18 protein-coding genes are annotated in these 17,388 nt (G+C 69.8%); 14 read left to right on the top strand and 4 right to left on the bottom strand.

The window, feature by feature from the left end; all coding sequences use genetic code 11:
- The first annotated feature begins 126 nt into the window (after nucleotides 1-126).
- The 8 genes from STVA_RS12660 (at nucleotide 127) to STVA_RS12625 (ending at nucleotide 7,652) form a co-directional block, all read left to right on the top strand.
- Nucleotides 127-1,782, top strand: a complete 1,656-nt coding sequence (locus tag STVA_RS12660; RefSeq protein ID WP_245978180.1) for a DEAD/DEAH box helicase — start codon at nucleotides 127-129, stop codon at nucleotides 1,780-1,782.
- Between the two features lie 39 nt (nucleotides 1,783-1,821).
- Nucleotides 1,822-2,064: an Lrp/AsnC ligand binding domain-containing protein gene (locus STVA_RS12655; protein WP_123688292.1), complete on the top strand. Its 243-nt coding sequence runs from the start codon at nucleotides 1,822-1,824 to the stop codon at nucleotides 2,062-2,064.
- Between the two features lie 101 nt (nucleotides 2,065-2,165).
- A complete protein-coding gene (locus STVA_RS12650; RefSeq protein WP_123688291.1) occupies nucleotides 2,166-3,329 on the top strand; it encodes an ABC transporter substrate-binding protein in 1,164 nt (387 codons plus the stop codon).
- A 37-nt stretch (nucleotides 3,330-3,366) separates the two neighbouring features.
- On the top strand, nucleotides 3,367-4,290 hold the full coding sequence (locus tag STVA_RS12645) for a branched-chain amino acid ABC transporter permease (protein WP_179955452.1): 924 nt from the start codon (nucleotides 3,367-3,369) through the stop codon (nucleotides 4,288-4,290).
- A gap of 11 nt (nucleotides 4,291-4,301) precedes the next feature.
- Nucleotides 4,302-5,234 carry a branched-chain amino acid ABC transporter permease gene (locus STVA_RS12640; RefSeq protein ID WP_123688290.1) on the top strand — a complete coding sequence of 311 codons (933 nt, stop codon included), beginning with the start codon at nucleotides 4,302-4,304 and terminating at the stop codon, nucleotides 5,232-5,234.
- The gene (locus STVA_RS12635) at nucleotides 5,231-5,992 is read left to right on the top strand and encodes an ABC transporter ATP-binding protein (RefSeq protein WP_123688289.1); all 762 of its coding nucleotides are present in this window, start codon (nucleotides 5,231-5,233) and stop codon (nucleotides 5,990-5,992) included. Before STVA_RS12640 ends, STVA_RS12635 begins: the two co-directional genes overlap by 4 nt.
- A complete protein-coding gene (locus tag STVA_RS12630) occupies nucleotides 5,989-6,708 on the top strand; it encodes an ABC transporter ATP-binding protein (RefSeq protein WP_123688288.1) in 720 nt (239 codons plus the stop codon). Before STVA_RS12635 ends, STVA_RS12630 begins: the two co-directional genes overlap by 4 nt.
- 74 nt (nucleotides 6,709-6,782) lie before the next feature.
- A complete protein-coding gene (locus tag STVA_RS12625; RefSeq protein WP_123688287.1) occupies nucleotides 6,783-7,652 on the top strand; it encodes a 2-keto-4-pentenoate hydratase in 870 nt (289 codons plus the stop codon).
- Nucleotides 7,653-7,781: 129 nt separating this feature from the next.
- Here the strand turns inward: STVA_RS12625 and STVA_RS12620 are convergent, their stop codons facing one another.
- Together STVA_RS12620 and STVA_RS12615 are read right to left on the bottom strand one after the other, a co-directional pair.
- Nucleotides 7,782-8,345, bottom strand: a complete 564-nt coding sequence (locus STVA_RS12620) for a hypothetical protein (protein ID WP_179955451.1) — start codon at nucleotides 8,343-8,345, stop codon at nucleotides 7,782-7,784.
- Nucleotides 8,326-9,489, bottom strand: coding sequence for an iron-containing alcohol dehydrogenase (locus STVA_RS12615; RefSeq protein WP_123688286.1), 1,164 nt, complete (start codon nucleotides 9,487-9,489; stop codon nucleotides 8,326-8,328). Before STVA_RS12615 ends, STVA_RS12620 begins: the two co-directional genes overlap by 20 nt.
- Nucleotides 9,490-9,758: 269 nt before the next feature.
- On the opposite strand from STVA_RS12615, the gene pcaF reads away from it, so the two are divergent.
- Both pcaF and STVA_RS12605 read left to right on the top strand, forming a co-directional pair.
- Nucleotides 9,759-10,964 (top strand): 3-oxoadipyl-CoA thiolase, encoded by a 1,206-nt coding sequence (gene pcaF, locus STVA_RS12610; protein WP_123688285.1) that lies wholly within the window; start codon nucleotides 9,759-9,761, stop codon nucleotides 10,962-10,964.
- Between the two features lie 162 nt (nucleotides 10,965-11,126).
- Nucleotides 11,127-12,227, top strand: a complete 1,101-nt coding sequence (locus tag STVA_RS12605) for a TAXI family TRAP transporter solute-binding subunit (RefSeq protein WP_123688284.1) — start codon at nucleotides 11,127-11,129, stop codon at nucleotides 12,225-12,227.
- A 7-nt stretch (nucleotides 12,228-12,234) separates the two neighbouring features.
- Here STVA_RS12605 and STVA_RS12600 read toward each other — a convergent pair whose 3' ends face one another.
- Both STVA_RS12600 and STVA_RS12595 read right to left on the bottom strand, forming a co-directional pair.
- Nucleotides 12,235-12,465 (bottom strand): sulfurtransferase TusA family protein, encoded by a 231-nt coding sequence (locus STVA_RS12600; RefSeq protein ID WP_197735863.1) that lies wholly within the window; start codon nucleotides 12,463-12,465, stop codon nucleotides 12,235-12,237.
- A 20-nt stretch (nucleotides 12,466-12,485) separates the two neighbouring features.
- On the bottom strand, nucleotides 12,486-12,665 hold the full coding sequence (locus STVA_RS12595; RefSeq protein ID WP_123688283.1) for a hypothetical protein: 180 nt from the start codon (nucleotides 12,663-12,665) through the stop codon (nucleotides 12,486-12,488).
- A 108-nt stretch (nucleotides 12,666-12,773) separates the two neighbouring features.
- Between STVA_RS12595 and STVA_RS28130 the strand changes: the two genes are divergently transcribed.
- The 4 genes from STVA_RS28130 to STVA_RS12580 are packed head-to-tail and all read left to right on the top strand — an operon-like array spanning nucleotide 12,774 to nucleotide 17,346.
- Nucleotides 12,774-14,288 carry a molybdopterin-dependent oxidoreductase gene (locus tag STVA_RS28130; protein WP_246782853.1) on the top strand — a complete coding sequence of 505 codons (1,515 nt, stop codon included), beginning with the start codon at nucleotides 12,774-12,776 and terminating at the stop codon, nucleotides 14,286-14,288.
- Nucleotides 14,236-15,648, top strand: coding sequence for a molybdopterin oxidoreductase family protein (locus STVA_RS28125; protein ID WP_338092742.1), 1,413 nt, complete (start codon nucleotides 14,236-14,238; stop codon nucleotides 15,646-15,648). Before STVA_RS28130 ends, STVA_RS28125 begins: the two co-directional genes overlap by 53 nt.
- A complete protein-coding gene (locus tag STVA_RS12585; protein ID WP_123688282.1) occupies nucleotides 15,645-16,394 on the top strand; it encodes a 4Fe-4S dicluster domain-containing protein in 750 nt (249 codons plus the stop codon). Before STVA_RS28125 ends, STVA_RS12585 begins: the two co-directional genes overlap by 4 nt.
- 13 nt (nucleotides 16,395-16,407) lie before the next feature.
- Nucleotides 16,408-17,346, top strand: a complete 939-nt coding sequence (locus STVA_RS12580) for a dimethyl sulfoxide reductase anchor subunit family protein (RefSeq protein WP_123688281.1) — start codon at nucleotides 16,408-16,410, stop codon at nucleotides 17,344-17,346.
- The last annotated feature ends 42 nt before the right edge of the window (nucleotides 17,347-17,388 follow it).

Raw genomic sequence — 17,388 nt, 5'->3', positions numbered from 1 at the left:
CCGGAATGCGAGGGATTATTTGACATTCGCGATTCTCTACCCCACTTACAGGCACGGAAACGTTGGAGGGGCGCACTCGCGCCGCACGTTCCGGAACCCTCTCGCCAGTCGAGGCAATCGACCGTTTTGACCAGTTTTTCAGACCTGGGGCTTAGCCCCGAGCTGCTGCAAGCCGTTGCCGATTCCGGCTACACGCAGCCGACCCCCATCCAGGCGCAGGCAATCCCCTACGTCCTGATGGGCCGTGACGTCCTGGGCTGCGCCCAGACGGGCACGGGCAAGACTGCATCCTTCACCCTGCCGATGATCGACATCCTGGCGCAGGGTCGGGCACGGGCCCGGATGCCGCGCTCGCTCATCCTCGAGCCGACACGCGAACTGGCGACCCAGGTCGCCGAATCCTTCGACCGCTACGGCAAGCACCACAAGCTGAACCAGGCGCTGCTGATCGGCGGCGAGTCCATGGCCGAGCAGGAAAAGAAGCTCGACCGCGGGGTCGACGTCCTGATCGCGACGCCGGGCCGCCTGATGGACCTGTTCGACCGCGGCAAGATCCTGATGACCGACGTGCGCACGCTGGTCATCGACGAAGCCGACCGCATGCTCGACATGGGCTTCATTCCCGACGTCGAGCGCATCGTCTCGTTGCTGCCGCGCATCCGCCAGACGCTATTCTTCTCGGCCACGATGGCGACCGAGATTCGCCGGCTGGCTGACGCCTTCCTGTCCAATCCCAAGGAAATCTCGGTCGCCCCGCCGGCCTCGCCGGCCGCGACCGTGGTGCAGTCGATCGTGGTGGTCGACGCCGCAGACAAGCGCGACGCCCTCCGCCGCCTGATCGAGAGCGAGGAAGTGCGCAGCGCGATCATCTTCTGCAACCGCAAGCGCGATGTGGACATCCTGTTCAAGTCGCTGCAGAAGCACGGCTTCGATGCGGCCGCCCTGCATGGCGACCTGGCCCAGTCCAAGCGGACCGAGACGCTGGAGTCGTTCAAGCGTGGCGAGATCCGGCTCCTCGTGGCGAGCGACGTGGCCGCGCGCGGCCTGGATGTCGACTCCCTCTCGCACGTGTTCAATTTCGACGTGCCCCACCACGCGGAGGACTATGTCCACCGCATCGGCCGCACTGGCCGTGCCGGACGCGAAGGCCGGTCTTTTACCCTCGCCACTCCCGAGGAGGGTAAGAACGTGCAAGCCATCGAGCGCCTGATCGGCGGCGCCATCCCGAAGATCGACGTCGAGGGCATCCCCACGCTGGAACTGTCCGACGAGGACCGGCCGCGCGGCCGCGGTCGCGCCCGCAAGGCCGAACCGCGCCGCGAGGCGGCCGCCCCGGCGGCCGAGCGCCGTCCTGCCCGCACCCGCCGCCCGAAGGCCGCGGCCGAGGCCCCTGCCCCCGAGGTCGTCGCCGAAGCGGCCGTGGTCGAGATGGCCGAGCAGCCGGCGCCCGTCGTTGCGGCCGAGCGGCCCGAACGCACCGAGCGCCGCCCCGATGCGCGTCGCGAGAGCAGCCGGCGCGAGCGCCCGGCCGAGGCACCTCGCGCCGAACCCGCCCAACCCAGCGCCCGCCGACCGGAGCCCCGGCCCGAGCGTCGTCGCGACAGCGGCCGCCCCGAAGCCACGGCGGACATGCGGCCGGCCCGCGCGCCGGTGGTGCCGTTCCGTCCCGAGCGCGACAACCACGGCCATCGCCGCGAGCGCGAGGCCGACGATGTGCCGGTGCTGGCCTTCGGCGACCACACCCCGGCGTTCCTCCTGCGCGCGGCACCCCGCCGCGCCTGACACCCTAAGCATTGCGGCCATCGACGCGGAGCCGTTGCGATGCAGACGATCTTCGTCATGGTCAAATGCGAGCTGGGCCGCGCCTATGCCGTCGCCGACGAGGCGGTCATGGGCGTGGAGCAGGTGTCGGAGGTCCATTCGATCTCCGGCCAGTACGACCTGCTGGTGAAATGCTACCTGCCGGACGGGATGGACATCGGCCATTTCGTCACCGAGCGCATCCAGACGCTGCCCGGCATCAAGGACACCTTCACGCTGATCGCCTTCAAGGCGTTCGCCTGATCTCCTGAACCGGCCGTTCGCGGCAACGGGCTTGGGCCGGCCGCCCCGCTTGCGCTAAAGTCGCTTCCAGCCATATCGGCGATGGATCTGGGGGGAGCAGCATGCGGAAGGTTCTGGTGGCGGCCGTCGCGACGGCAATGGCGGCGGCAGGCCCGGCCTTGGCGCAGCAGGTGAAGGTCGGCTTCGTCGCCACCTTCTCCGGCCCCAATGCCGCACTGGGCGACCATCTCTACCAGGGCTTCCAGGTCGGGCTGGATCATGCCGGCGGCAAGCTCGGCGGGCTGGCGACGGAAATCCTCAAGGAAGACGACCAGTTGAAGCCGGATGTCGGCGTGCAGGTGGTGCGCAAACTGATCGACCGCGACAAGGTCGACGTCGTCTCGGGCGTCGTCTTCTCCAACGTCATGATGGCGATCCACAAGCCGCTGACGGAATCGAAGACGCCGATGATCAGCGCCAATGCCGGGCCGTCGCCCATCGCCGGCAAGCTGTGCTCGCCCTTCTTCTTCGCCGCCTCCTGGCAGAACGACCAGTCGCACGAGGCCGTGGGCCAGCACCTCCAGACCAAGGGCGTGAAGCGGGTCTATCTCATGGCCCCCAACTACCAGGCGGGCCGCGACGGGCTGGCCGGCTTCAAGCGCTACTTCAAGGGCGAGGTGCTGGGCGAGGTCTACACGACCGTCAACCAGCCCGACTATTCGGCCGAGCTGGCGCAGATCCGCGCTGCCAAGCCCGAGGCCGTCTATGTCTTCTATCCGGGCGGCATGGGCGTCAATTTCGTGAAGCAGTACGGCCAGGCCGGCCTGACCAAGGACTTCCCGCTCTATTCCGCCTTCACCGTCGATGCGACCACCCTGGCCGCCCAGGGCGACGCCGCGGTCGGCACCTTCACGGCCGCCTTCTGGACGGCCGACCTCGACAATGCCGCCAACAAGCGCTTCGTGGCCGACTACCAGAAGAAGTACGGCAGCCTGCCGTCCACCTTCGCAGCCCAGGGCTATGACGCCGCCCGCCTGCTCGACGCCGCCATCCGCGGCGCCGGCGGCAAGGTATCCGACCGCGACGCGCTGGCGGCCGCGATCAAGAAGGCCTCGTTCGAATCCGTGCGCGGTCCCTTCCGCTTCAACACCAACAACTTCCCCATCCACGATTTCTACCTGGTGGAGACGGTGAAGGCGGCCGACGGCTCCTTGCAGCAGGTCAATCGCGGGGTCGTCTTCAAGGACCATGCCGATGCCTATGTCGGCGAATGCGCGATGAAGTGAGGCGGGACCGGCTCGACCACCCACGGCGGTAGGGGCGTTGGACCCGATCCTGCTGGCGACCCAGGCGCTGAACGGGTTGCAGCTTGGCGTCATGCTGTTCCTGATGGCGGCCGGCATGACGCTCGTCTTCGGCATCATGGGGCTGATCAACCTGGCGCATGGCTCGCTCTACATGGCGGGCGCCTACGCCATGGCGGCCACCTTCGGGGCGACCGGCTCGTTCCTGGCCGGTTTGGGTGCGGCGTTGGCCGCCGTCGCGGTCCTGGGCGCGGCGATGGAGTACGCCGTGCTGCGCCGGCTCTATGCCCGTGATCATCTCGACCAGGTACTGGCGACCTTCGGCTTCATCCTCGTCTTCAACGAGCTGGCGCGGATGATCTGGGGGCCGGCTGCCCTCTTCCTCACCGTGCCGGCCGCACTGTCGCACACGGTCGAGATCCTCCCGGGCGCCCCCTACCCCGCCTACCGGCTGGCGGTGATCGGCGCCGGCATCGCCGTGGCGATCGCCCTCTACCTGCTGATCGCCCGCACGCGCCTGGGCATGCTGATCCGGGCGGGCGCCAGCAACCGCACGATGGTCTCGGCCCTGGGGGTCGACATCGGCCGGCTCTACACCCTGGTCTTCGCGCTGGGCGCCGCACTGGCCGGGCTGGCCGGGGCGATGGCCGGGCCGGTGCTGTCGGTCGAGCCCGGCATGGGCGAGCCGGTGCTGATCCTGACGCTGGTGGTGATCGTCGTGGGCGGCATCGGCTCCATCCGCGGCGCCTTCGTGGCGGCCCTGCTGATCGGCTTCATCGACACCATCGGCCGGGCCTTCCTGCCGGCCCTGCTGCGCGACCTGCTGGCGCCTTCGGCCGCCAATGCCGTCGGCCCGGCGCTGGCCTCGATGCTGATCTACCTCACCATGGCGGTCGTGCTGGCCATCCGGCCCCAGGGCCTGTTCGCCGCCCGCACCGGCTGACACGAAGGCCGATGGTCCGCCTCCTCTCCTGGGCTGCCCTGCTGGCGGCAGCCGCCCTGCTGCCGTTCGCGGCCGACCTTGCCGGCCAGGGCTATTATGTCGGCTTCGCCACCCGCATCCTGGTCTTCGCGATCGCTGCCATGGCGCTCGACCTGGTGCTGGGCTATGGCGGCCTGGTCAGCCTGGGCCATGCCGCCTATCTCGGCATCGGCGCCTATGCGGTCGGCATCTGGACCAGCCACGGTGTCACGGCCGCGCCCGTCCACTGGGCGACGGCGATTGCGGCCGGCGGCCTCTTTGCCCTGCTGACGGGGCTGGTGGCGCTGCGTACCGCCGGCGTCGCCTTCATCATGATCACGCTGGCCTTCGCGCAGATGCTGTTCTTCCTTGCGGTGTCGCTGAAGGGCTATGGCGGCGACGACGGGCTGACGCTGTGGGACACGGCCCGCCTGGGGCCGCTCGACCTCGGCGACGACCGCACGCTCTACTGGGTGGCGCTGGCCTGGCTCGTCCTGCTGCTGCTGCTGGGCCGGCGGCTCGTCGGCGCCCGCTTCGGCCTGGTGCTGCTGGGCGCCCGCGCCAACGAGCGGAGGATGCGGGCCATGGGGCTGGAGGTCGGTCGCCACCGGCTGCTGGCCTATGTCCTGTCGGGCATGGCGACCAGCATCGCCGGCTGCCTGCTGGCCCACACGACCGATTTCGTCAGCCCGGCCTACATGAACTGGCAGGTATCGGGCGAACTGGTGGTCATGGTCATCCTGGGTGGCATCGGCACCCTCTATGGCGCGATCGTAGGCGCCGCCGCCCTGTTGCTGCTGGAGGAGCTGCTGGCCGGCCTGACCCAGCACTGGCGGCTGATCCTGGGCGCCATCCTGATCGCCATGGCGATCCTGCCGCGGCGCGGCCTCGCGACGCTCCTGGCAGCCATTCGGGGGCGGTCGTGACGCCGCTGCTGGCGGTCCGCGGCCTGACGCGGCGCTACGGCGCCCTGGTCGCCGTCGACGCGGTCGATTTCGCAGTGCTGCCGGGCGAGACGCACGCCGTCATCGGGCCCAACGGGGCCGGCAAGAGCAGCTTCCTGGCGATGCTGGCGGGCGAGACCCGGCCGGATGCCGGCACGATCGCGCTCGACGGTCATGACGTCACCCGCCTGCCAGCCGCCGCCCGCGCCCGCCGCGGCATCGGCCGGGCATTCCAGATCACCGCCGTGGTGCGCGACCAGAGCGTGCTGCGCAACGCGATGCTGGCGGTCCTGGCGGCAAGCGGCCAGGGCTTCGGCCTGTGGCGCCCGGCGATGCGGGATGCGGCACTGCTGGCCGATGCCCGCGCGCTGCTTGCGCGCGTCGGGCTGGAAGGGGCGCAGGCACGGGCGGCCGGCGATCTCGCCCACGGCCAGCAGCGCCAGCTCGAACTGGCGATGGCCCTGGCCGGCCGGCCGCGGCTGCTGCTGCTGGACGAGCCCACGGCGGGCACCGGGCCGGAGGAATCCCGCGCGATGGTGGCGCTGCTGGGCGACCTGCGCGCACGGGCCGACGACCGGCCGGCGATTGTCCTGGTCGAGCATGACCTGGATGCCGTCTTCGCCCTGGCCGACCGCATCACCGTGCTGGCCGAAGGCCGGGTGATCGCCTGTGGCACGCCGGCCGCGGTGCGCGCCGATGCCGCGGTGCGCCAGGCCTATCTGGGCGACGACGCGGCATGACCGCACCCTTGCTCCAACTGGCGGGGGTCGCCGCGGCCTACGGCCAGAGCCGGGTCCTGTTCGGCGTCGACCTGACCGTGCCGTCCGGGTCGGCCGTGGCCCTGCTCGGCCGCAACGGCATGGGCAAGACGACGACGATCCGCACGATCCTGGGCCTGCTGCCGATCCAGGCGGGTGCGATCCGGCTGGGCGGCCGCCCGATCGCGGGCTGGCCCGCCCATCGCATCGCCCGCGCCGGCATCGGCCTGGTGCCGGAGGGGCGCCAGGTCTTTCCCAACCTGACGGTGCACGAGAACCTGGTCGCCACCGCCCGCCCCCAGCCCGGCGGCTGGACGCTGGCGCGGGTCCACGACCTGTTCCCGCGACTGGCCGAGCGCGCGGGCCATCTCGGCAGCGAGCTGTCGGGCGGCGAGCAGCAGATGCTGGCGATCGGCCGCGCGCTGATGACCAACCCGTCGCTGCTGATCCTGGACGAGGCGACGGAGGGGCTGGCGCCGCTGATCCGACAGCAGATCTGGGCCGCCCTTGCCCATCTGCGCGCGGCCGGGCTGGCCATCCTGGTGGTCGACAAGGACGTGGCCGCGCTGTCCCGCCTCTGCGACCACCACGTCGTGCTGGAGCGCGGGCGCGTCGTCTGGTCGGGCTCTTCGGCCGATCTCCGCGCCGATCCGCAGGCGGTGGAACGCCATCTTTCGCTGGCCGCGCCGGCCGCCTGAAGGGCGTTGCCGCCGGCGGCCGTCCGCGCGAATACTGTGGCCAAGCAAGCATAAGCACCCGGAGGATCCAGTCCATGCGCATCGCCATTGCCGCAGCCATCGTCATGGCCGCTACTTCCGTCCATGCCGCCTGCCCGGACGCAGCCGCGATCGGGCGCTTCGTCGCCGACTACAAGTCGCTGACCCCGGCCCGCAGCTTCGGCCCAGGCCTGTCGGTGGCGGACGGGCTGTGCGCCCAGGACGCCATCGTCGCCGCGCTGTCGGCCGACCTCGGCGCCCCGGTCGGCTACAAGGTCGGGCTGACCAGCAAGGCGACGCAGGACCGCTTCAAGGTTCCCCATCCGGTGCGCGGCGTGCTGCTGGAGAAGATGCTTCTGGCCGATGGCGCGCGCGTGGCCGTGCCCTATGGCGCGATCCCGGTGATGGAGGCGGACCTGCTGGTGCGGGTGCGCGACGGCGCGATCAACGACGCCGCGTCGGACCTGGACGTCCTGCGCAATCTGTCGGCGGTGGTGCCGTTCATCGAGCTGCCCGACCTCGCCTACGCGCCGGGCGAACTGCTGGATGGCGGCAACCTGACGGCGATCAACGTCGCCGCCCGCCTGGGCGTCGTCGGCGCCGACATCCCGGTCGAGGCGACCGAGGCCTTTGCCGCAGCGCTGGCGGCGATGAAGATCCGGATGGTGGATGACACCGGCAAACAACTGGCCGAGGCGACGGGTGCCGCCGTCCTCGATCACCCGATCAATGTCGTGCGCTGGCTGGTGCAGGACTTGAAGGCGAACGGCCGCCGGTTGAAGGCCGGCGACATCATCAGCCTGGGGTCCTTCTCGCCCCTGCTGCCGGCCGTGCCGGCGATCGGGCGGACGATCACGGTGGAATATACCGGCCTGCCCGGCGGCCCACGCAGCGTGTCGATGGCGCTGGTCGCCAAGGGCAACTGACGGCCGGCAAAACAAGGCCCCAATCGTCGGCATCCCGGGGGACGCCGGCGATCGGGGCCGGGCAGATCGCGCCGACCGGAGCCACGGTCGGTGTGGAAAGAGTTCGCGGCCCTTGCAGGGACGCCTGCTCTAGGCAGTCGGCGAGGCTGCGGCCTTCTTCTTCGGCGCGGCCTTCTTGGCAGCGGGCTTTGCCGCAGCCGCAGGCTTGGCCGCGGCAGCGGGCTTTGCGGCGGCTGCCTTCGGGGCCGCTGCCTTCTTCGCAGGGGCGGCCTTCGCGGCGGGTGCCGGCTTGGCGGCCTTGGTCGCGGCCGCGGGCTTGGCGGCCGTCTTGGCCGCAGGCTTGGCGGCCGCCGGCTTGGCCGGTGCGGCTGCCTTCGCGGCCGGAGCCTTGTCTGCTGCTGCCTTCGGGGCGGCGGCCTTGGCGGGGGCTGCTGCCTTCTTCGCCGCCGGTGCTGCCTTTGCCGCCGGAGCCTTGGCCGCTGCTGCCGGCGCGGCAGCCGGTGCCTTCGCGGCCGACTTCTTGACCGGCGTCGCCTTCATGGCGGGAGCGGCCTTTGCCTTGGGTGCTGCTGCCTTCTTCTCGACGGGCTTTGCTTCGGCCTTTTCGGCCTTCTTGTCGGTGACCTTCTTCGCTTTCACAGCCATGATCTGGTCTCCCTGGATCGGATATCTCCTAGGACCAGGCCTGCGCATACAGGCCCATGATCTCCTCGGCGGTAGGAACGCGCGGGTTGTTGCCGGGCGAACCGGAGGCGAGCGCCTGCTGCGCCATCGTCGGCAGCAGCGTATCCCAGCGCCCCTTCTCGATGCCGTAGGACTGCGGCGTTGGTACCTCCAGCTCCTCGTTGAGACGCCGCAACTCATCGAGGAGACGCGCCACCGCCGCCTGGTCTCCCTCGTCCGTGCCGGCCGCACCCATGGCTCTGGCGCAATCGGCATAGCGGGGAAGCGCCGACCCGGCCGAGAAGGCCGTGACGGCGGGCAGCAGCATGGCGTTCGAGAGCCCGTGGGGCACGTGGAAGAAAGCCCCGATTGGCCGGCTCATGCCATGGACGAGCGCGACCGACGAATTGGTGAAGGCGAGCCCGCCCAGCGTGGCGCCCAGCATCATCGCCTCGCGCGCGGCGCGGTCGGCAGGCTCGGCGCAGGCGCGTCGGATGTTGCGCGCGATCAGGCCCATGGCCCGCACCGCATACATGTCCGACATCGGGTTGGCGCGGCGGCTGACATAGGCCTCGATGGCATGGGTCAGGCTGTCGATGCCGGTGTCCGCGGTCAGCCGGCGCGGCATCGTCATCGTCAATTCGAAGTCGACGAGGGCCGCGGCGGGGACGCAGGGCAGGCCGGCGATCAGCATCTTCTCGTCATGCTCGACATCGGTGATGACGGTGAAGCGCGTCACCTCGGCGCCGGTTCCGGCCGTCGTCGGAATCGCCACCAGCGGCACGCCCATCTTCGGGATGTCGTTCGGCACCTTGTAGTCGCGCATCGCGCCGCCGTTGGCGGCCAGCACCGACATCGCCTTGGCGGTGTCGATCGGGCTGCCGCCGCCCAGCGCCACGATGCTGTCATAGCCACCGGCCTTCAGCACGGCGGCGCCGGCCTCGACCACGGTGGTGGTCGGATCGGGCACGGTGTCGGAGAAGATCTCGAAAGAGATGCCGGCTTCCGCCAGCGGCTTGGTCACGCGATCAATGGTGCCGCTGGAGAGCATGTAGGCGTCGGTCACGATGAGCGGGCGCCGCCCGCCGATGCGCCGGAGTACGGTGGCGACATCGCCTACTGCCCCGGGTCCAACCTGTAGCAAACGCGGCTGCGTGATCTGTGCGACAGTCATCTACCTGGGCTCTTTCATGTCGTGGACGATAAAGCGATTCGAGCGATTCGACCAAAATATTCGTCAAGCGAAAAGCGGCGCGGAGACTTGCTTTCCATCACCGCTTTTGTGCCGGACCCGGTCGACATCATGGCCGCGACAGCAAAGCTCCGCGCCGGGAAAATTCCACTCCCGCGCGGCAGCGGCACGCCGCCAGCGGCTAGGCATCGGGGGGCCGAGCGCATAGTTTGCCAGCCATCCTTTTCGTTCCACCAGGCCGGAGTAGCCCCATGACCGAAGCCTTCATCTGCGACGCCGTGCGCACCCCCATCGGCCGCTACGGCGGCGTGCTGTCGAGCGTGCGTCCCGACGACCTGGGCGCCGTGCCGATCCGCGCCTTGATCGCGCGCAATCCGGGCGTCGACTGGCAGGCGCTGGACGACGTGATCTATGGCTGTGCCAACCAGGCGGGCGAGGATAATCGCAACGTCGCGCGCATGTCGGCGCTGCTGGCCGGCCTGCCGACCGACGTGCCCGGCGCCACCATCAACCGCCTGTGCGGGTCGGGCATGGATGCGATCGCCATGGCCGCGCGCTCGATCCGCGCGGGCGATGCAGAACTGGTCCTGGCCGGCGGCGTCGAGAGCATGTCGCGCGCGCCCTTCGTGATGGGCAAGGCCGACAGCGCCTTCTCGCGCGATGCCCAGATCTACGACACCACCATCGGCTGGCGTTTCGTGAACCCGCTCATGAAGGCGCAGTACGGGATCGATTCCATGCCCGAGACGGCGGAGAACGTGGCCGAGGAATTCCAGATCTCGCGCGCCGACCAGGATGCCTTCGCCGTTCGCAGCCAACAGAAGGCCGTGGCCGCCCAGCAGTCGGGCCGCCTGGGACGCGAGATCGTCGGCGTCAGCATCGCCCAGCGCAAGGGTCCGGCGGTCGTCGTCGAGCAGGACGAGCATCCGCGCGGCGACACGACCATCGAATCGCTGGGCAAGCTGAAGACCCCCTTCCGTGCCGGCGGCACGGTGACAGCCGGCAACGCGTCCGGCGTCAATGACGGCGCGGCCGCGGTCATCGTCGCCTCCGAGGCAGCGATCCGCCGCCATGGCCTGACGCCGCTGGCCCGCGTCGTCACCGGCGGCAGTGCTGGGGTGGCGCCGCGGGTCATGGGCATCGGCCCGGTGCCGGCCGCGCGCAAGGTGCTCGACCGGCTCGGCCTCGACATCTCGGCCATCGACGTGATCGAGCTGAACGAGGCTTTCGCGGCCCAGGCGCTGGCCGTCACCCGGCAACTCGGCCTGGCCGACGACGATGCGCGGGTCAACCCGAACGGCGGCGCCATTGCGCTCGGCCATCCGCTCGGCATGAGCGGCGCCCGCCTGGTGGCGACCGCCGCCTATCAATTGGCCGAGACGGGCGGCAAGCGCGCGCTCTGCACCATGTGCATCGGCGTCGGCCAGGGTATCGCCATGGTCATCGAGCGGGCCTGAACCCGCCCGAAGCTGCGGCGCGGACTTCGCGCGAGGTCCGCGCCGCGACTTCAACAAATCGCCGCAATTGGGGAATATTGCTCGATTGCAATCCGTTGGTTGGGGCGTTGGCGCCTCCATCCGGTCCGCGTCCTTGCCGAGTACCGACATGAAAAGACATCGATGACCGCGCCGACTGACGAGAAGGTCTCGCTGCGCCGGTCTGGATGGGGCCGGTCTGGATGGGACGGTATCGGCCGACGGACTTTCCTGGGCGCGCTGGGTGGCGGGCTGGCAAGCGCCCTGGCGCCGCGCCAGTTGTTCGCGCAGTCGCCGGAGGTGGATCGCGCCGGTCCGGTGCGCTTCTTCCGCATCGGCACCGGCGGCGCCGGCGGCACCTATTTCCCGATCGGCCGGCTGCTGGGATCGGCCGTCAGCAACCCGCCCGGCTCGCGCCCCTGCGACAAGGGTGGAAGCTGCGGCGTGCCGGGCCTGATCGCGGTCGCGCAGTCGACCCAGGGCTCGGTCGAGAACCTGTCGCTGATGCTGGCCAAGCGGCTGGAATCCGCACTCTGCCAGGCCGACATCGCGCACTGGGCCTATACCGGCACCGGCATGTTCGACGGCAAGCCGGCGATGACCTCGCTACGCGCCGTCGCCTCCCTCTTCCGCGAGCCGGTGCATGTCGTCGTGCGGCAGGATTCGCGGATCGAATCCATCGACGAGCTGAAGGGCAAGCGGGTCTCGATCGGCGAAGAGTTCTCCGGCACGCGGGTCGACGCGGTGCTTGTGCTGGCCTCGCACGGCGTCCAGGAGAAGGACATCGAGCCGCGCTTCCTGCGCACGGGGGCTGCCGCCGATGCCCTGCGCGACGGCAGCATCGACGCCTTCTTCTTCATTGCCGGCTACCCCGTCTCGGCGATCGAGGACCTGGCCCGCCGCCTGCCGATCCGCCTGCTACCGGTGGTCGGGCCGCCGGCCGACCTGCTGCGCAGCACCGGGCCCTTCTTCATCGACACGATGATCCCGGCCCAGACCTACCAGGACGTGCCGGCGACGCCGACGGTCAGCGTCGCTGCCTTGTGGGTCGTCGATGCAGAGCTGCCCGATACGCTGGTGCAGGCGATCGCGCGCTCCTTGTGGCATGCGAGTGCCCGCCGCCTCTTCGACAGCGGTCACCCCGAGGCCCGCAACATCCAGCTCCAGACCGCGCGGGCGGGCGTCACCATCCCCTTCCACCCGGGGGCCGAGGCCTTCTACGCCGAGCCGCCCGCCGCCCGCTGAACGGCGACTACCCGGCCGGCTTTCGCAGGTCGATCGTCCAGGTCCCGTCGGCCTCGCTCCAGTTCTCCAGCACCAGCCCCGCCTGCTGGCACATCACCTTGAAGTCGCCGAGCGCGCCCGGGTCGGTCGCGAGCACGCGCAGCAGGCCGCCGGGCGCGGTCTTCGCCAGGGCGCGGCGCGCCTTCAGCACCGGCAGCGGGCACTTCAGGCCCGACGTGTCGAGTTCCACCATCTCCATCGGACGGCGCTCCTTCAGGCTCAGCGCAGCAGCAAGTTGAAGAGATGGATGCCGAATACGAGGCATCCGGTCGTGCCCGCGAACAGCATCCAGAATGGGCTGAGCTTGCCCGGCTGCCAGGGCCGGCGATCGTGCCACATGCCGAAGACGAGCGTGGCGGCCGATACCCCGAACCCGATCGCGGTTGGCGTGAGAGGCATCTGGAAACTCTCCGAAGAGTGCGAGTCGGTCGCAGTTGGTTAAGCGCGGGAATCCGCTAAGATCGCAGCCCCGCCCGCGACCCGGTCCCTTAGATGAGCATCCAGGATATGTTCCGCACGGTGAAGGAGGAAGTCGACCTTTCCCCCACCGTCTCGGACGAGGTGAAGTTCACGACCTGCTACATGTGCGCCTGCCGTTGCGGCATCAAGGTCCACCTGAAGGACGGCACGGTCCGCTATATCGAGGGCAACAAGAACCATCCGGTGAACCGCGGCGTGCTGTGCGCCAAGGGCTCGGCCGGCATCATGACGCAGTACGCCCCGGCGCGCCTGTCGCAGCCGCTGCTGCTCGTGGGCGAGCGCGGCAAGGGCGAGTTCAAGGAGATCGGCTGGGACGAGGCGATGGCGATCGCCGAGGGCTGGCTGGGCCATATCCGCAAGACCGATCCGCGCAAACTGGCCTTCTTCACCGGCCGCGACCAGAGCCAGGCCCTGACGGGCTGGTGGGCGAGCCAGTTCGGCACGCCCAACTATGCCGCCCATGGCGGCTTCTGCTCGGTCAACATGGCCGCCGCCGGGCTCTACACCATCGGCGGTTCCTTCTGGGAGTTCGGCGAGCCGGACTGGCACCACACCCGCTACTTCCTGATGTTCGGCGTGGCCGAGGATCATGATTCCAACCCGATCAAGATCGGGCTCGGCCATATCAAGGGGCGCGGCGCCAAGTTCGTCTCGGTCAACCCCGTGCGCACCGGCTATTCCGCCATCGCCGACGAGTGGGTCGGCATCCGCCCCGGCACGGACGGCCTGTTCGTCCTGGCGTTGATCCACGAGCTGCTGCGCGCCGACAAGGTCGATCTGGAATATCTCGCCCGCTACACCAACGCCCACTGGCTGGTGATCCAGGCGCCTGGCACCGCCGAGGACGGCCTCTTCGCCCGCGACGGCGAGGGCCGGCCGCTGTGCTGGGACCGCAATACCGATGCGCCCGGCGACGCCATGTCGGCGGAGGTATCGCCGGCCATGGTGGGCGACCACACCCTGGCCGACGGGCGTCGGGTGGTGCCGGCCTTCCAGCTTTTCGCCGGCAGATATCTCGACCCGCAATACGCGCCGGAAGCGGTGGCGGCGGAGACTGGGGTGCCGGCGGCCACCATCCGCCGCATCGCGGCCGAACTGGCCCACGCCGCCTTCTCCGAAGAGGTGGTGATCGAGCAGCCCTGGACCGACTGGGCCGGACGCCGGCACGAGCGCATGGTCGGCCGGCCGGTGGCCATGCATGCCATGCGCGGCATCTCGGCCCATTCCAACGGCTTCCACACCTGCCGCGCCATCCACCTGCTGCAGATGCTGCTGGGCAGCATCGATACCCCCGGCGGCTTCCGCTACAAGCCCCCTTCCCCGCCCCTGCCCGCCGCCGATCAAGCCCGCCGGCAAGGCCGGCACGATCGAACCCGGAAAGCCGATGGCGGGCCCGCCGCTCGGCTTCGTCACCGGGCCGGAGGACCTGCTGGTCGATGCCGACGGCACGCCGCAGCGCATCGACAAGGCCTATTCGTGGGACGCGCCGATGGCCGCCCACGGCATGATGCACATGGTCATCACCAACGCCTGGAAGGGTGACCCCTACCCGATCGACACGCTGTTCATGTTCATGGCGAACATGAGCTGGAACTCGGCCATGAACGTGCCGGGCACCATCGCCATGCTGACCGACAAGGATGCGGCAACCGGCGAGTACAAGATCCCGCACATCATCTATTCGGACGCGTTCGCCTCCGAGATGGTGGCCTATGCCGACCTGATCCTGCCCGACACGACCTACCTGGAGCGGCACGACTGCATCTCGCTGCTCGACCGGCCGATCTGCGATGCGGACGGCGCGGCCGACGCGATCCGCCAGCCGATCGTCGAGCCCGACCGCAACGTCCGCCCGTTCCAGGACGTGCTGATCGAGCTGGGCGCGCGCCTGGGCCTGCCCGGCCTGGTGAAGCCGGATGGCTCGCCGCGATTCCCCGGCCTCTACCCCGACTACATTGCCAACCATGAGCGCGCACCCGGCATCGGCATGCTGGCGGGCTGGCGCGGCGAGAATGGCGAGACCGAGGGGCGTGGCGCGCCGAACCCGAAGCAGGTCGAGGCCTACATCGCCAACGAGTGCTTCTGGCGCCACGAGTTCGCGCCCGAGGAGCGCTACTACAAGCACGCCAACAAGGCCTACCTCGAGAAGGCTGCCCGCTTCGGCTTCATCGGTGCCGCCCAGCCGATCATCCTGCAGCTCTATTCCGAGGTGCTGCAGCGCTTCCGCCTGGCGGCCGAAGGGCACGGTACGGTGCAGCCGCCCGAGCGCCAGCGCGAGCGGGTGCGCCAGCATTTCGATCCGCTGCCGATCTGGTACCGGCCGTTCGAGCATGCCTCGGTCGACCGTGAAGCCTTTCCGCTGCATGCCGTCACCCAGCGCCCGGCCGCCATGTACCATTCCTGGGGGTCGATGAACGCCTGGCTGCGCCAGATCCATGGCCGCAACCGGCTGCACATGAACCGCGTCACGGCCGAGGGTCTGGGCATCGTCGACGACGACTGGGTCACCGTCACCAGCCACCATGGCGCGATCACCGTGCAGGCCAAGCTGATGGAGGGCGTGGAGCCCGGCACCGTCTGGACCTGGAACGCCATCGGCAAGCGGTCCGGCACCTGGAACCTGGCCGAGGACGCCGGCGAAAGCCGCAAGGGCTTTCTCCTGAACCACGTCATCTCCGAGCTGCTGCCACCGGAGGGCGACGGGCTGCGCTATGCCAATGCCGACCCGGTGACCGGCCAGGCCGCCTGGTACGACCTGCGCGTCCGCGTCGAGAAGGCGCCCGTTCCCCTGACCATGACCGAACCCGCCTTCCCGCCCGTGCCGAGACCGCCCGGGATGAAGGAGGCGCCGACGATATCGCGCTTCGGCGCCATCTTCCGCCGCAACAGGTCCGGCCGATGACCGCCCTTCCCGCCACGGCGCCCGGCGCCCGCAAGCTGGGGCTCGTCATCGACCTCGACATCTGCGTCGGCTGTCATGCCTGCGCGGTCAACTGCAAGGAATGGAACACCGGCGGCCATGCCGCCCCGCTGACCGACCGCGACCCCTATGGCAGCGACCCGGCCGGCGTCTGGTTCAACCGCATCCACAGCTTCGAGGCGGGCGATGGTGCCGCCGGCCGCACCGTCCACTTCCCCAAGTCCTGCCTGCATTGCGAGACGCCGGCCTGCGTCGAGGTCTGCCCGACCGGCGCCTCCTACAAGCGGACCGAGGACGGCATCGTGCTCGTCAACGAGGATATCTGCATCGGCTGCAAGCTGTGCTCGTGGGCCTGCCCCTATGGCGCGCGCGAGTATGACTGGGACCAGGGCGTGATGAAGAAGTGCACGCTCTGCATCGACCGCATCTACAACGAGCGGCTGGAGGTCGAGGAGCGCGTGCCGGCCTGCGTCTCCACCTGCCCGGCCTCGGCCCGGCACTTCGGCGACCTGGGCGATCCCGACAGCGAGGTCTCGACCATCGTGCGCGAGCGCGGCGGCTACGACCTGCTGCCCGAGTTGGGCTACAAGCCGACCAACAAGTACCTGCCGCCGCGCGCCGGCCGGACTCAGGCCGGGTCTACCGGCGCGCTGGCATCGCTGGCCCCGGTCATCAAGGCCGAGCCGGGCGGCTTCCTCCACTGGATCGACCGCATCCTCTCGCGATAGGCGACGTCCCCCCGTGCATCCCGCCCTTTCCGTCATCGCCTTCACCACCGCGTCCGGCGCCGGCTACGGCCTGCTTGCGCTGCTCGGCATCCTGGCCCCCATGGGGCTGCTGCCGGCCTCGGCCGGCTTTGCTTTCGTCGCCACCGGCCTGGCGCTGGCGGCCATCGCGGGCGGGCTGCTGTCCTCGACCCTGCATCTGGGCCACCCGGAGCGGGCCTGGCGCGCCATGTCGCAGTGGCGCACCTCGTGGCTGTCGCGCGAGGGGCTGGTCGCCGTCGTCACCTTCGTGCCGGCCGGCCTGTTCGCCGCGGCCTGGGTCTTCGGCGGCGCCATCTCGGCCCTGCTCGGGCTGCTGGCGGCATTGGGCGCCGTTGCCACGGTGTACTGCACGGCCATGATCTATGCCTCGCTCAAGCCGATCCAGCGCTGGAACAATGGCTGGGTGGCGCCAAACTACCTCGCCATGGGGGCAATGACCGGCGCCTTGTGGCTGCACCTGCTGTGCCGCCTCTTCGCTTTCCCGGCATCCGCCGTCGCCTGGATCGCCGTGCTGGCGACCGTCGCGGCGATGGCTCTCAAGCTCGGCTACTGGCGCTTCATCGACGGCTCGCAGTCCGCCAGCACGCCCGAGAGCGCCACGGGCCTGGGCCGCATCGGCAAGGTGCGCCTGCTGGAGGCGCCGCACACGTCCGAGAACTACCTGCTGGAGGAGATGGGATTCCGCATCGCCCGCAAGCACGCGCGCAAGCTGCGGCTGATCGCGCTGCTGGCCGGTTTCGTGGCCCCCCTGCTGCTGGCGCTGCTGGCACTGCTGGTTCCCGGCCCGGCGGGCGCCCTGGCGGCCCTGCTGGCGGCCCCGCTGGCGACCGCTGGAGTTCTGGTGGAACGCTGGCTGTTCTTCGCCGAAGCCCGGCATACCGTCATGCTGTACTACGGTGCCACAGCCGCCTGACAATCGCAGCGCAAGTTGTTGCGAGGCAATTGACGCGCTGAA

Source organism: Stella humosa, assembly GCF_006738645.1.
Lineage (GTDB): Bacteria > Pseudomonadota > Alphaproteobacteria > ATCC43930 > Allostellaceae > Allostella > Allostella humosa.
The sequence above is the reverse complement of the archived record's forward strand: the minus strand, read 5'-3'. Positions and strand labels throughout refer to the sequence as shown.